Source organism: Streptomyces mangrovi (genome assembly GCF_900114215.1).
Taxonomy (GTDB): Bacteria; Actinomycetota; Actinomycetes; order Streptomycetales; family Streptomycetaceae; genus Streptomyces; species Streptomyces barkulensis.
The window spans coordinates 45,619-59,301 of the sequence record NZ_FOSG01000017.1 but is presented as its reverse complement, the minus strand read 5'-3'; the positions used below and the strand labels follow the sequence as shown (position 1 = coordinate 59,301).

General features: G+C 73.6%; 7 protein-coding genes and 4 pseudogenes. 5 read left to right on the top strand and 6 right to left on the bottom strand.

What is annotated here, in order from left to right:
* Positions 1–356 precede the first annotated feature (356 nt).
* The 4 genes and pseudogenes from BM237_RS21360 to BM237_RS21345 all read right to left on the bottom strand — a co-directional run bounded on the left by BM237_RS21360 (position 357) and on the right by BM237_RS21345 (position 2,904).
* Complete coding sequence (locus tag BM237_RS21360) at positions 357–1,175, bottom strand: thioesterase family protein (RefSeq protein ID WP_093851345.1); 819 nt, start codon at positions 1,173–1,175, stop codon at positions 357–359.
* Positions 1,176–1,279: 104 nt separating this feature from the next.
* Positions 1,280–1,411: pseudogene (locus BM237_RS30570) on the bottom strand (AraC family transcriptional regulator); the annotation flags it as partial.
* 688 nt (positions 1,412–2,099) lie between these two features.
* A pseudogene (locus BM237_RS29395) lies at positions 2,100–2,363 on the bottom strand (DUF6461 domain-containing protein); the annotation flags it as partial.
* A 106-nt stretch (positions 2,364–2,469) separates the two neighbouring features.
* Entirely contained in the window at positions 2,470–2,904 is a 435-nt protein-coding gene (locus BM237_RS21345; protein WP_093851342.1) for a hypothetical protein, read from the bottom strand.
* Positions 2,905–3,689: 785 nt separating this feature from the next.
* On the opposite strand from BM237_RS21345, the gene BM237_RS21340 reads away from it, so the two are divergent.
* The 3 genes from BM237_RS21340 (at position 3,690) to BM237_RS21330 (ending at position 6,030) form a co-directional block, all read left to right on the top strand.
* Complete coding sequence (locus tag BM237_RS21340; protein ID WP_175541090.1) at positions 3,690–4,322, top strand: TetR/AcrR family transcriptional regulator; 633 nt, start codon at positions 3,690–3,692, stop codon at positions 4,320–4,322.
* The gene (locus BM237_RS21335; RefSeq protein ID WP_093851340.1) at positions 4,319–5,458 is read left to right on the top strand and encodes an FAD-dependent monooxygenase; all 1,140 of its coding nucleotides are present in this window, start codon (positions 4,319–4,321) and stop codon (positions 5,456–5,458) included. Before BM237_RS21340 ends, BM237_RS21335 begins: the two co-directional genes overlap by 4 nt.
* A 116-nt stretch (positions 5,459–5,574) precedes the next feature.
* Positions 5,575–6,030, top strand: a complete 456-nt coding sequence (locus tag BM237_RS21330) for a DUF3995 domain-containing protein (RefSeq protein ID WP_093851339.1) — start codon at positions 5,575–5,577, stop codon at positions 6,028–6,030.
* Between the two features lie 120 nt (positions 6,031–6,150).
* Here BM237_RS21330 and BM237_RS21325 read toward each other — a convergent pair.
* A pseudogene (locus BM237_RS21325) lies at positions 6,151–8,625 on the bottom strand (right-handed parallel beta-helix repeat-containing protein); the annotation flags it as partial.
* Positions 8,626–8,800: 175 nt separating this feature from the next.
* Here BM237_RS21325 and BM237_RS21320 point away from each other — a divergent pair.
* Positions 8,801–9,994, top strand: a complete 1,194-nt coding sequence (locus BM237_RS21320) for a S8 family serine peptidase (protein WP_093851338.1) — start codon at positions 8,801–8,803, stop codon at positions 9,992–9,994.
* A gap of 14 nt (positions 9,995–10,008) precedes the next feature.
* Here the strand turns inward: BM237_RS21320 and eccCb are convergent.
* A pseudogene (eccCb, locus tag BM237_RS21315) lies at positions 10,009–12,825 on the bottom strand (type VII secretion protein EccCb); the annotation flags it as partial.
* On the opposite strand from eccCb, the gene BM237_RS21310 reads away from it, so the two are divergent.
* Positions 12,826–13,683: a hypothetical protein gene (locus BM237_RS21310; RefSeq protein ID WP_139238146.1), complete on the top strand. Its 858-nt coding sequence runs from the start codon at positions 12,826–12,828 to the stop codon at positions 13,681–13,683. It begins immediately after the preceding pseudogene.

Genomic DNA, 13,683 nt, shown 5'->3' with positions numbered 1-13,683 from the left:
CGCAGTGTCCGACGTCCGCGGTGAGCCGCTCTTGCCTTCGTGGAGCACCCGGTGGGCTCCAGCCTGATGGGCTCGTCATGCCGGGGCAGATGGTGTTCTGGACACCCAAGGAGGCTGCCGGGCCCCGCGGCTGTCCGCCAGGGGCGGCTGACCGCCGCGAACGGGCTGTCTCCCCGAGTCACCGCCGGCGGCGCGGTGCGGGATACGGCCACGGAACCTTCAGGGATCGTTCAGCTGCTCCGGGAACGCATGCGGGATCGGGACCGGGCAGGCGTCGGCGAGCCGTTCGCGGACGCTGTCGTCGTGGAGGGGCCGGTCAGCGGTGAACGCGTCACCGGCCGCCACGTGACCGGTGTTCACCGGCGCCGACCGACCAGCAGCGTCTGCACCACACGACCGCAGTCGCCGGCCGTGTCGTCCAGGCGTCCCACGGCCAGCCCGGACCCGCGCGGGCTGGCGTCCGTGGCCGACCGCAGGCACAGCCACTCGCCCACCGGGTCGCGGTGCAGGGCGAGCGTGACATCGGTGTTGATGACGAGCCGGTGATGGTGGTCCAGCTCGAAGGCGACCGCCCAACTGCTGTCCGCCACGGTCAGCGCACGGGTGAGCGGAGTGTCCTCGCCCCCGGCCAGCAGCGGGATGAGCTGACGCGCCCAGGCCGTGCCGGGCCCCGGGGTGTCGAATCCCGTGCCCGGCTCGAAGCGCCACTCCATGGCGGCGATGTAGCCCGCCAGGTGCGCGCCGGCCATGGTGTGCCCCGGCTGGGCCCCGGGCAGGGGCGGCGCGGGGGGCGCCGAGCGCAGGGACGGCGTGTCCGGCGGGCTGGCGGCCATCCGCCACGCACGGGCCAGCATCACCGTCTCCCCGCCCGAGTCGATCTCTCCTTCCAGCAACTCCACATGACGGCCCGAGCGCACGGTCCGGACGCTGACGTGGAGGTCGGCGACGGGCACCGGCCGCGGCAGTTCCACCGTCACCCGGGCGATCCGGAAGCCCGGCCGCGGCTCGTGCCGCTCCATCGCCCTTCCCAGCAGGGCCGAGGGCGGCCCGCCGTGCTGCCACTCGGGGCTCCAGGGCCCCGCGGTGGCCGGGCCGCTCGCATAGCGGCCGTGTCCCAGATCGCGGTAGAAGGCCTCCGGCAGGACGGCCGGGGTGGAGGGGTCCGCGGTGTTCACAGGGTGTGCTCCTCATCGACGACGGACTCGGGCGTGGTGCCGGCCGTGATCCGGCCGGTCCGATCTGGTCGACGCCCGCGGTGCCCCGGCCCGGTGCCCCGGCCCGGTCTCCAGGCCGCCGGCCTGACTCCTCCGCCCTCTCCCCGGGCGCGGAACCCGCACCGGTAGGACTCGGGCGGAACCCCCACCGTGCGGCCGAAGCGCCGGCGCAGGGTCGTGGCCGTGCCCATGCCGGTGTCGACGCCGAGAATCCCACGTGCCGCCGGGGCGTCGAGGCCTGGGATCCCCGACGCGAGAGGTAGGGCCACGGAAATCGGCATGATCCGTACCGTTGCCCTCGCGTCTTTCCAGGTCAATGCTTTCCTGCCGAAGTAGTACGCGAGTACGACCGCGTGGGCGGGGGTCCGGGGAGCGTTTCCCGGAGGCCCCGGAGGCCCCGGAGGCCCCGGAGGCCCCGGACGGGCCGCGGCTTCCGGCGTACCGCTGCGTCCGCCGCCCGGAGCCTGCTGAACTGAGCGCGCGACGACAGGCACTTCACAGGACAGAACCCATGGCCTCGGCAAAACACCGCCGTCACACGCCTCCCTGACGGAACCGGCCCGCCGGGTCGCCGCCCTGCTGCTGCCGGTCCTGTGGGGCGCTGGGAACTCGGCGTCGTGGCCCTGCTGGTCGTCTGGGGTGTCGGGTACGGCGCGGTTCCCGTCCCCTCGGTCGCGTTCACGAAGTCGGGCCTCCCCACGCGGTCGGCGTGGAAGCCGCGCTACATGGCCTCCATGTATGCGCGAAACGACGGGTACCGGTTTTGTCCGCCCCGGGCCTGCCAGGGTTGTGCTCACCCCCCCTCTTCCTCGTCGGCGTCCGGGTGCGGAACCCATTCCTGCCACCACCGGCCCAGAAACCCGTGCCAGTCGAAAGACTCGTCACTCATGGCCGGATGGTGTCGCCCGGCACCGACAACGGCAGTGCCCTGCTCCCATCCACCGCGGTCACGCCCGCGAACAGCCGCTCACCGCAAAGAGCGTTCCAGGCCGCGTACACGGGCCCGTACAGGGCGTCCACGCACCTGACCGCGCAGACCCGCACCGCCCCCGGCCGGGCCGGCACCGCCGAGGCGGCGGGCCCGCGGATCGCGGTGAGGCAGTACGCCTCGCCCATTCCGGGGAAATACTCCTCCAGCCACCGGTAGTCCCGTGCCGTTGCCCCCGACCGGCTTCTGTGAGGGTGCGGGTGACGGAGTCGTCCGCCCGGGGACGCCGCCCACGGGCCCGCCGCGCGACGGACTTGCGGGCGGCGGTCAGCGCCGGTTGGCGGGCCATGTGGTGACGCTCCGCCACGTACCGCAGTCCGAGGTGTCCTCGGTGCCCCGGCACACGGTGATGCTGCCCGTGGTCGTGATCCAGTAGGACTGCCGTACGTCGACCTCGACGCTTCCGGGGCCGCAGATCTCGGCGTGCTTGCGGACGGGGCCCGGTGCGAGGTCGTACACGAAGCGCGTCCATACCGAGTAGCACCCGGCGCCGGTGTTGGTGAGCTCCCCCTCGATCACCAGGGTGCTTGAGGGCCAGCCGCCGCTCGGCTCGGTCCAGCGCTCCCCCGTGGCGGCGGCAGTGCCGTGCTGGACCGACCACCCGACCGCAGCGGGGGCCGCGGCGTTCGCGGGGACGGCCGTGGCGGCCAGCAGGGCGACCGCGGCGGTCGCGGTGGCCGTGGCGGCGGTGCGAGTGCGCATGAGATCGTCTCCTTGTTCGTGAACTTCTTCGGTGACAGGTCGGGCGGGGTGCGCGGGCCGTGGGCCGGCGCCCGGGAGGCCGGCCCGCCGGGCCCGGTGCCGACGACCGCCGTATTGGTCACGGGGCACTCTCTCTGCGACCGGTTGCCGTTCATCCAGCGGTTTCTGCGGCTCGAGATGTGTTCGGGACCGGATGTGGCATCGGTGTTGCAGGACGATGGCAAGCATCCGGTGTCGGAGCTGGGAACTTGCCTGTTCGACGCTGCGGCGAGCCGACCTTGCGACAGGTGGTCAGGCATCGCGACGTGTTGCCAAAAGCGGACAGGTCTGTGTCCATGGTTGCAAAACAGAGGCAAGTGGTCGGCTGTCTTCCTTTGCGTGCGGGCGGTTCTCTTCTATAGGGAACTCGTGCCGATGCAGGCAATGAATGCTTGGAGTGATGGCCGGAAATCTTTTATGAATGGCTGAGACATCAGGTGTACCGCACAGCCTTTCCCCGCTGAGGTTGGACTCGTGGTGCCGTGTGGCGTCAGACAGGTCTGACGGCCGGGCCGGTCTCGTCCGGGCAGCCGTCGATGAGATCGTTGCGGTGCCGGATGTGCCGTAGTCCTCACCGGACGCGCCGGGCGAGGCGTTCGGGGCATTGGAGGCGGCTTTGGGCAGCCGTCTGACTGGGCTGCGGCCGGACGGCCGCCTCGGACGCATCGGCACGGCTGCGGGCCGGGTCGGGCCTGGCCGGGCACTCGAATTTTCAATGAGCACGCTCACTGAGTATGCTCACTGGCATGGGTGACGACTCCGCGCGCCCGCCCTCCGGCGGCGTACGCGCGCAACGCAAACAACAGACCCGTCAGACGCTGCTCGCAGCGGCACGCCGAGTGCTGCGGCGGCGCGGGTTCGCAGGACTGACGACACGGGACGTGGCCGCGGAGGCCAACGTCGCGGCCGGGACGTTCTTCGTGCACTTCCCCGATCTGAACACCTTGGTCGAGACCCTCCTCGACGAGCACATCGGCCGGGCGCTGGAGGCCGCGATGAGCACCCTGCCCCCGGCCGGCGACCTCGTCGGCCGGCTGGTCCACGTGGCGGGGGAGCTCTATGCCAGCTACGACCGCGAACCCGACCTCGCCCGGCAGTACCTGTCCGCCTCGCTCTTCCACACCAACCCCCAGGGCCCCGCGGACCGGCGGATGGCCGAGTTCCGCCGCTGGGTGACACGTGAGCTGGAAGAGGCCGCCTCGGCACGCGAGGTCGCCCTCCCGGACCCGGATCTGCTGTTCACGGCCTTCTTCTCCCTCTACTTCGGCATCCTCGTCGCCGGGCTGCGCGGGGAGATGGACCGCGCCGCCCAACTGCGGCTGCTGGAAGCGTCCCTCACCCGGATCCTCACCGCGCAGCACCGGCAGGAGCGGACATGAAGGCGCTCGACATCCTCGTGGCGGGCGGCGGCATAGGCGGACTGACCGCAGCCCGCGCCCTCCACCGTGCGGGCCATCACGTCACCGTCGCCGAAAGAAGCCCCCACCACTCCACGACCGGCGCCGGCATCGTCCTGGCTTCCAACGCGCTGCACATCCTCGCCGCACTGGATGTGGACCTGTCCGAGCACGGCCACCCGCTGCCCTCCTTCGACCTCGTCGACGCCGACGGGGCCGTGCTCCAGCGCATCCGGCCCCAGCGCCCGGCCGGTCACGGCGAGCCCTCCCGGTCCCTCGCCCGCTCATCACTCCACGCAGTCCTTCACGACCATCTGCCGGGCGAGGTGCGCTTCCTCGCCGGGCGGGCCGTCGCCTCCGTACGGGACACCGGCCGAGCGGTCGAGGTCGGTTTCACCGGGGACGGCGCGGTGCACTCCTACGACGCCGTGGTCGGCGCCGACGGCCTGCGCTCGACCGTCAGGGAACAGCTCACCGGACCGCTCCCGCTGCGCTACAGCGGCACCACCTGCTGGCGGGGGATCACCGACAACGCCGGGTTCACGAACGCCCTGGAGTCGTGGGGTCCCGGCACACGCATCGGCGCGGTTCCCCTGCCCGGCCGGAAGCTGTACTACTACCTCGTCACCACCGCGCCCCGGCGTGCCCCGGAGCCCGGCTGGCCCGACGGCTTCCGCCGCGCCTTCGCCCACCACCGCGGCGAGCCGGCCCGGCTTCTGGACATCCTGACCGAGGCCCCGCCCCTCCACCACGACCTCGAGGAACTCGACACACCCGTCTGGGGAAGCGGCAGGATCCTGCTCCTCGGCGACGCCGCCCACGCCATCACACCGAACCAGGGGCAGGGAGCCGCCATGGCCATCGAGGACGCCTACGCCCTCGCCCTCTGTCTGGCCCCCGGCACGGACGGTGCTCTCGAGCGCTACCGAACCCTGCGCCACCGCCGTGTCCGCCGCATGCAGCTCGCCTCGCGGCGCATCGGGAAGATCTCGCACTGGCAGAGCCGCCCGGCGCGTGCGCTGCGTGACACGGCACTCCGCCGACTGCCGCCGTTCGCCGCGCAGAACCAGTACCGCGCACTGGTGGAACCCGCGCTGGCCCTGCTCCGCAAGCCGTGAGCCGGGGCGGCCGCCGACGCGCCCCGCGCCGCCGGAGCCATCGGAGACCTCGCGCGCAGACGGGGTCTCCAGCACTTCAGGTCACCGTCGAGCCATCCACCACAGGAGCACCGTCCATGCCCCGGAACCCGTACCGCATCGCTGCCGCCGCGGCTGCCCTCGTGCTCGCTGCCCTCTCGTCCCTCCACCTCGTCTGGCTGAGGTCGCCCTGGCCGCTGACCAGCCGGGAACGATTCCTCGAAACCGTCGTCGGCCAGACCGACCCGTCATCGAGTCCACCCCCGTGGATGACCCTGGCCGTCGCCTGCCTGCTCGCGGTGGCGGCGTGGCTCGTCCTGGCCGGAGCCGGGTTCGTGCGCGGTTTCCTTTCGCACCGGGTCCTGAACGCCGTGACCGGCATCGCCGCCGCCGTGCTGCTCCTGAGGGGCGCCGCGGGCCTGGTCCTGTCCGGCGTGATCGGCCAGGGCCCCGCGTCGTTCCGGTTCTGGGATCTGGTCCTGTACTCGCCCCTGACCCTGGCCCTGGGCACGGTCGCCGCCCTCGTCACCCGTGCTCCGGCCGGCCGCCCGTAGCGGCGGGCCGGGCCGCCGGATGCGTACCGAGGCCCGTGACGGGCCAGGCCGCGGGCCGGCGGCGTCCCGCGCCGCGTCGGACAGCACCCGGCACGAGCGGCCGTCTCACCGGGGCACCCCGGCGTGGTCGTCCGTCGGCAGGTCCTCGGGAGGCAGCAGCCGCAGGTCTTCCAGGCCGGGCGCGGTCAGTGTGCCGATCCGCCGGGCCTGCCGTGTCATCATCGCCTCCACCAGCCGCCGCCCGGTGCGGGCGTTGCCGAAGGAGCGGTCGCGGGGGATCGCGGCCACGTACCGGCCCAGCGCCCGGACCGTTTCCGGCGGGCAGTCGTATCCGGAGTCCCCGGCCTGTGCCGTGATGATCCCGACCAGTTCCTCGGTGGTGTAGTCCTCGAACTCCACGGTGCGGGTGAACCGCGAGGCCAGGCCCGGATTGGAGTCCAGGAACCGGTGCATCTCGGCGGTGTAGCCCGCGGCGATCACCACCACCTCCTCGCGGTGGTCCTCCATCAGCTTCAACAGTGTCTCCACGGCCTCGCGGCCGAAGTCGGACGGCGCCCCTTCGGGGGTGAGGGTGTAAGCCTCGTCGATGAACAGCACTCCGCCCAGGGCCCGTTCGAAGACCTCCTTGGTGATCTGCGCGGTGTGGCCGACGTACCGGCCGACGAGATCGGCGCGGGCCACCTCCACGAGCTGCCCCCTGGGCAGCACTCCCAGGGAGTGCAGCAGCTCGGCGTACAGGCGGGCGACGGTGGTCTTGCCGGTGCCGGGCGGGCCGGAGAAGACCAGGTGGCGGCTCATCGGCGGCACGGGCATGCCGAGCCGGACGCGGCGCTGCGCCAACTGGTTGAGGTTGACCAGGGTGCGGACCTGGTGCTTGACGTCGGCCAGGCCGATCAGCGACTCCAGTTCCTCCAGTGGTCCCGCCGGGGCCGCCTTCGCCGGCCGGCCGCGGCCCTCCGCCTCACCGGCCCGCGCGGCACTGGAGACGGCCGCTCCCCACGCGTCGGGGGCGCCGTTGCCGGTGCTGGTCAGGTCCTCCACGGTGAGCCGGTCGCCGGCCCGGGTCTGCTTCAGGCCGGTGCCGCGGTTCTCCCGCACGGCGCAGCCCGTCGCGATGACCTGTTCGGCACTGTCGATCCGGACGCCGTCGCCGAGACTGCCCGTGATCACACAGGCTGTGAGGGTCAGGCGGGCGCCGTCCAGGGCCATGACGCCGTGTGCGCCCGAGTCGGTCACCTCGGTGCGCAGTACGGACAGCTCGCCCCCCTTGTCCACGGCGATGCCGGAGGAACCCGAGGCGTGCATCCGGCAGTCGCGGACCGTCCCCAGGCCCCCCGCGCCGATCCGGACGCCGGCGTCGGCCGCGCCACGCACGGTGGTGTCCCGCAGGTGCGGGTTGCCGCCACCGGACACGTGGACGCCCGCCGCCCCGGGGCCGTCGATCTCGCAGTTCTCCAGCCTGCCGCGGCCGTCGTCCACGACCTCGACGCCGTGCCCGCCGGATGCGGTGATCCTGGCGCGGCGGACCAGCGGACTGCCGCCGCCCCGGATCAGGATGCCGGCGCCGACGGCGTCGGCTATCTCCAGCCGGTCGAACTCGGCTGCCGACTCCTCCTCCAGCACCACGGCACCCGCCCGGTCCGCGCAGTCACGCACCGCGGTGTCGGTCAGGGCCGGGGCGCTGGAGCCGATCACACGGATCGCGGGTCCGCCCGCGGCGTCGAACTCACACTCTCCGAAGGTGCCGCGGGAGCGTTCGGTGACGGTGAGTCCGCTGCCCTTGGTACGCGAGGTGCGGCAGCGCAGCACCTGCGGATCGGCGCCGGACGCCACCACGAAGCCCGGTCCGGTGGTGTCGGTGACCGTCACATGTTCCAGCACCGGGCGCGAGTCGCTGGTCACGTACACGCCAACGGCCGCGTCGTGCACCCGGACGTGCCGCACCCGGGGGCTGCTGCTGCCCTCCACGGCGACGGCGGGCTTCTCCGTGCCGGATATGTCGCAGTTCTCGATGGCGCCCCGTGCCTCGCCGTTGGTGAGCACGCCGTTGCCGCGTGCGTCGCGTATGCGGCAGTCGCGCACGGTGGTGCGGCCGCGCTCGCCGATCACGACGGCGGTGGTCCCCAGATTCTCGATCACGCAGTCGGCGACGACGCTGCCGGTGTCCGTGGTGTCCACGACGCCCGCGCCGTCCGGGTTGCTGACCCGGCAGTCGCGCATGGCCAGGGAGCCGGACTCCCGGGCGAGCAGAGCGGTCCAGCCGGAACCGACGACGGTGCAGCCGTCCATGGCGACCTGTCCGCGTGCCGCGTCGACCACCGGCACGTCCTCGGAACCGCCGCGCAAGGTGAGGTCGGTGAGCATGACCGCGTCGGCGACCAGCACGATCGCGCTGCCGCGGCGCGGGCAGATCTCGACGCTGCCGCGTTCGCCCTCGGCGACGATCGTCACCCGGGTCCGGACGGTCAGGTTCTCCGGGTAGCGGCCGGGACGGACCCGGACGACCGCACCGCTGCGCGCCTGAGCCAGGGCTTCACCGATGGTCCGGAAACTCTCCGGCTGTTCCGGGCAGACGGTGAGCAACTGCCGTGACAGGCTAGATCCTCCTCGCTCCGGCGCCACGGTCGGCCCTGCGGGACGGTGGGACGCGCCGGATGCAGGCTATGCGAGGGGGCCGACCATCTTCCACGTGAGCCGGAGGAGTTCACCCGGACGTTCCCGGCCGGTCGCCCGGCCGGGCCGTGCCGGCGGGCACCATAGGATGCGCGCCATGCGACGCGACCCCGCTTCCGCGCGTGCGGCCGCGGCCGTTCTGCCGGCCGCCGTCCTCCTGCTTCTGACCGGTTCCGGGCCGGCCCTGGCCGGTCCGGAACCGGTGGAACTGCCCGTCGTGAGGTCCGAGCTGGCGCAGGGCGAAGCGTGCGCCGGAGCGTCCGGCCGGACCGCGAGGAGCGAACCGTGGACCACGCGCGCCCTCGGCCTGTCCCGTGCGTGGCAGCACTCACAGGGTGCCGGGGTGACCGTGGCGGTGGTGGACACCGGTGTCGGTACCTCGATACCGGCCCTGGCGGGACGGGTGGAGACGGCCGGGAGCGCGGACGGCGACTGTGTCGGGCACGGCAGCTTCGCCGCCGGGATGATCGCCGCGGCGCGGACCGACGGTGTGGGCGCCGCGGGCGTGGCCCCGGCGGCCCGGATCCTCGCGGTGCGGGGCACCGACGAGCGCGGCGCGACCACTCCGGCTCTGCTCGCCTCCGGGATCAGAACGGCCGCCGAGGCCGGTGCGCAGGTGATCTACGTCGCGCGGGCGCTGCCCGCCGGTAAGGAGGAGCTGACCGCGGCGGTGGCGTACGCCACCGGCCGCGACGCCCTGGTGGTGGCCCCGTTCGCCCCGGACGCACTGCCTGAGGCCCGGGAGGAGGGGAAGGCGGGGAAGGAGAAGAGGGCCGCCCCCCTCCGGTACTGGCCGGCCGCCGTGCCCGGCGTGCTCGCGGTGATGGGCTACGGCCCCGGCGGCCGTTCCGCCGGGACCCCCACGACCCCGGCGGCGGACCTCGCGGCCCCCGGCGACGCGGTGGTCGGAAGCGGCCCCGAAGGCACCGGGCACTACCTGGGCTCCGGATCCTCCCTGGCGGCCGCGAACGTGGCCGGTGCGGCGGCTCTCGTCCGGGCCCGCCATCCCGGCCTGGACGCGGCCGAAGTGTCCCGCCGGCTGACGGCCACCGCGTATCCGGCGTCACCCGCGCGCCTGGACGTCTACGCCGCCCTCACCGCCGTTCCGGCCGACGCCGTCGGCGCGGTGCCACAGCCGCCCCCCGCCGACCTGCCCGCCGCGCCCCCGCGGGCCCCGCGGCACCGTGCCGTACTGGTCGCGTCGGCGGGCGGCGGGCTGGTCCTGCTGGTGGCCGCGGCGGCCGCGGTGATCCCGCGGGGACGGGCACGGCGGTGGCGTCCGGCGGACTGACGGCGGGACGGGGGTCAGCCCTCCCCGTCACCGATGAACGCCGTCTGCACCTGTACCGTCCGGCGCCGGGCGATCCGGATGGCACGCCCCGGGGGCAGCAGACGGCCCTTGGCGTTGCCCACGACGTACCCTTCGGACGGAGGGCAGGACAGCAGCAGCGTCGGGGTGTTGACCTCCTGCAGCCTGCGTATCAGGTGGTCTCCCATGGCACGGCCGGCTCCGGTGGCCGCGCGGGCGACCACCATGTGCAGGCCGACCTCCCAGCCCAGCGCCAACTGGTCCAGCAGCGGGTCGAAGGGAGCGTTCATCGGCCCGGAGCCGACCATGTCGTAGTCGTCGACGAGGATGAACAGCCGCGGCCCGCTCCACCGGTCCGCCAGTCGCATCCGTGCCGGGGTGATGTCGGGGCCCGGTACACGGGTCCTCACCGCCCGTGCCGCTCCGTCGACCAGGTCGCGCAGGGCGTCGATGGAGACGGCGTGACCCAGCCGGTACTCGTCGGGAATCGCCTCGACCAGCTCGCGGCGGTAGTCCACCACCATGATCCGGGCCTCGGCGGGGGAGTACCGCCGCATGATCGCTCGGGCGGTCAGCCGCAGCAGGTTGGTCTTGCCGCTCTCCGTGTCGCCGATGACGACCATGTGCGGACTCTCGGCGAAATCGTGCCGGACGGTGGCCAGTTCCTCCTCCTCCAGGCCCAGGGGGACCTTGAAGTCGCCCTCCGGTGCGGGCAGCGCGGACACCGGCAGTTCGGTGGGCAGCATCCGCACCCGGGGCGCGGCCGGTCCCGGCCAGCTCTCGGCGATCGCGTCCGCCAGGCCGGCGACGCCTTCGCCGAGGTCGTCGGCCCGCTCGCCGCCGTCGATGCGGGGCAGTGCCGTGAGGTAGTGCAGCTTGCCTTCCCGGGTCAGACCGCGGCCGGGGACCCGGGGGACCGTCGCGGCCCGCCGGATGTCGATCTCGGAGTCCATCGGGTCGCCCATCCGCAGTTCCAGGTGGGTGCCCGCCTGGTCGCGCACCGCGGAGGGCAGCTCCACCCAGCGGGCCGTGGTGACGATGAGGTGCACGCCGTAGTTCAGGCCCCGGGCCGCGATCGAGCCGAAGGAGGCGATGTGCCGGTCGTAGTCCTGGCGGACGGTGGACCAGCCGTCGATGACCAGGAACACGTCGCCGTGCTCGTGGTCGGCGAACTCCCCGGCGGTGCGGCGCCGCCGGTAGGTGGCCATGGAGTCGATGCCCCGCTCCAGGAAGAACTTCTCCCGGGCCGCCAGCAGCGAGTTCACCTCGGCGATCGTGCGGCTCACCCGCTCGGCGTCCAGCCGGGCCGCGACGCCGCTCATATGCGGCAGGCCGTCCAGGCCGGCCAGTGTGCCGCCGCCGAAGTCCAGGCAGTAGAACTGCACTTCGCGCGGGGTGTGGGTGAGGGCGAGGGCCGCCAGGACGGTCCGCACCATGGTGCTCTTGCCGCTCTGCGGGCCGCCTGCGATCGCGATGTGCCCGCCGACACCCGACAGATCGACGGTCAGCAGGTCCCGTACCTGGTCGAACGGCCGGTCCACGATTCCGACGGGAATCCTCAGCCGTCCCCGGTCGGGCCAGCCCACCGTGGTCAGGCCCAGCTCCGGGTCGGGTGTGAGCGGCGGCAGCACCTGGTCGAGGGCGGGAGGCAGGTCCAGCGGTGGCAGCCACACCTGGTGCGCGGGCGGCCCCGCCCCCAGCAGCCTGCCGACGGCGACCGAGAGCAGGCTCTCGTCGTCCCCCTCGCCTTCCGGGTCGGGGTCCGGCGGATCGGGCACCGCGCGCGGTACGACGTAGCCGTCCGTCCACGGCACGGTCTGGCCGGCCGCGCGGGCCTGGCCTGCGCCGCCCCGGCGGTGCCGGTACGGCCCGGAGACGTAGGCGGCCCGGAACCGGGTCAGGGCGTCGACGCCGGATTTGAGGAAGCCGCTGCCCGGCGCCGGCGGCAGCTCGTAGGCGTCCGGTACCCCCAGGACGCCCCGGCTCTCCATCGCGGAGAAGGTGCGCAGGCCGATCCGGTAGGAGAGGTGGCTCTCCAACTGGTGCATGCGTCCCTCGTCCAGTCGCTGCGAGGCGAGCAGGAGGTGCACGCCCAGGCTTCGGCCGAGCCGTCCGATCATCACGAACAGCTCCATGAACTCCCGGTGGGCCGCGAGCAGTTCGCTGAACTCGTCGACGACCACGAACAGACTGGGAAGCGGCGCCAGCGGGCTGCCGGCGGCTCGCGCCTTCTCGTACTCCAGCGCGGAGGTGTGGTTCCCGGCCGCGCGCAGCAGTTCCTGGCGGCGGATCAGCTCGCCGTGCAGGGCGTCCTGCATACGGGAGACCAGCGCGGCCTCGTCGGCGAGGTTGGTGATGACGGCCGAGACGTGCGGCAGTTCGTCCAGACCGAGGAAGGTCGCGCCGCCCTTGAAGTCGACCAGGACGAAGTTGAGCGTCTCGGAGGAGTTGGTCAGCGCCAGCGCCAGCACCAGCGTGCGCAGCAGCTCGCTCTTGCCGGAGCCGGTGGCGCCGATCAGCATGCCGTGCGGACCGGTGCCGCCCTGCGCGGACTCCTTGATGTCCAGCTCCACCGGCCGGCCGTCCGCGCCCACCGCGATGGGCACGCGCAGCCGGCCGGGTCCGGTGCCGCGTCGCCACAGGGTGTGCGGGTCGTGCCGGTGGAGGTCCTGGATGCCGAGCAGGGCGGTCAGTTCGACGTCGGTGGCCAGTGGTTCGGCAGAGTCGGTGCCCAGGCCCATCCGGTAGGGCGCGATCCGCTTGGCCAGCGCGGTCGCGCCGTGCGGGCCGAAGGCGTCGGGGTGGGCACGCCTTTGCACACGGACACCGCCACCGTGCCGCCGCCCGCGGCCCCGGGGCCGGCGGCGCACGAGAACCCGGCGGCACAGCCGCTGCCCGCGGTACCCCTCCTGCCCGGACACCAGAGCACACAGGCGGAGCGGACGGCGTTCCGCGCCCTCGCCGGCTCGGTGTGGGACCGCCAGGCGGCAGCCGCCACCCGCGCGTTCACCCGTATGCCCGCGCTGCGCGGGCACGACCAGGAGGCCACGCGCGCCGACCTGGTCGCGCTGCTGCTCTACCTGCGGATGCCGGACGGCCCGCTCGGCCACGGGGAACTCGACCGGTGCCTGCGCGCCGGCGACCCGCGACTGCTGCCCTACGCGGCCTGCGTCGCCTCGGCCCTGCGGCGCATGCCGTCCTTCCGTGGCCCGGTGCTGCGCGGTGCCGGTCCGTCCGGCACCGGAAAGCCCCCGGCCCCGGCCCCCGGCACCGTCCTGCGGGACCCGGCTCCGGTGAGTGCGCTGCCGGGCGACGGCCGGGGCCCGTCCCCCGCGAGCGCCCGGTACGCCATCTGGTCGGTGACCGGCCGCCGGGTACGGCAGTTGTCCGACGGCACCGGCCCCACCGCCCGGCACGACGAGGTGGTCTTCGCGCCCGGTACCGCGTTCCGGGTGCTCGACGTGCGGGCCGGGGGCCCTTCGCCGCTCCTGCTCCTGCGGGAGCTGCCGGCCGGGTCGGCCGCCGCTCCCGCCGGCCACGCGCAACCGGACGACCGGGACCGCGCCGTACTCGCCCGCCTCGACGAGGCCCTGAGGCAGCGCCCTTCCGGAGCCGCGGCCTTCGACTGGCCCGGCCGCTGCGCCGGTCCTGTGGGCTCATCCGGCCAGTGA

Bases quoted from the DNA above. Each gene is read 5' to 3' on its own strand.
- BM237_RS21340 (WP_175541090.1), top strand. From the start codon at position 3,690: ATGGGTGACGACTCCGCGCGCCCGCCCTCCGGCGGCGTACGCGCGCAA.
- BM237_RS21345 (WP_093851342.1), bottom strand. From the start codon at position 2,904: ATGCGCACTCGCACCGCCGCCACGGCCACCGCGACCGCCGCGGTCGCC.
- BM237_RS21320 (WP_093851338.1), top strand. From the start codon at position 8,801: ATGCGACGCGACCCCGCTTCCGCGCGTGCGGCCGCGGCCGTTCTGCCG.
- BM237_RS21330 (WP_093851339.1), top strand. From the start codon at position 5,575: ATGCCCCGGAACCCGTACCGCATCGCTGCCGCCGCGGCTGCCCTCGTG.
- BM237_RS21335 (WP_093851340.1), top strand. From the start codon at position 4,319: ATGAAGGCGCTCGACATCCTCGTGGCGGGCGGCGGCATAGGCGGACTG.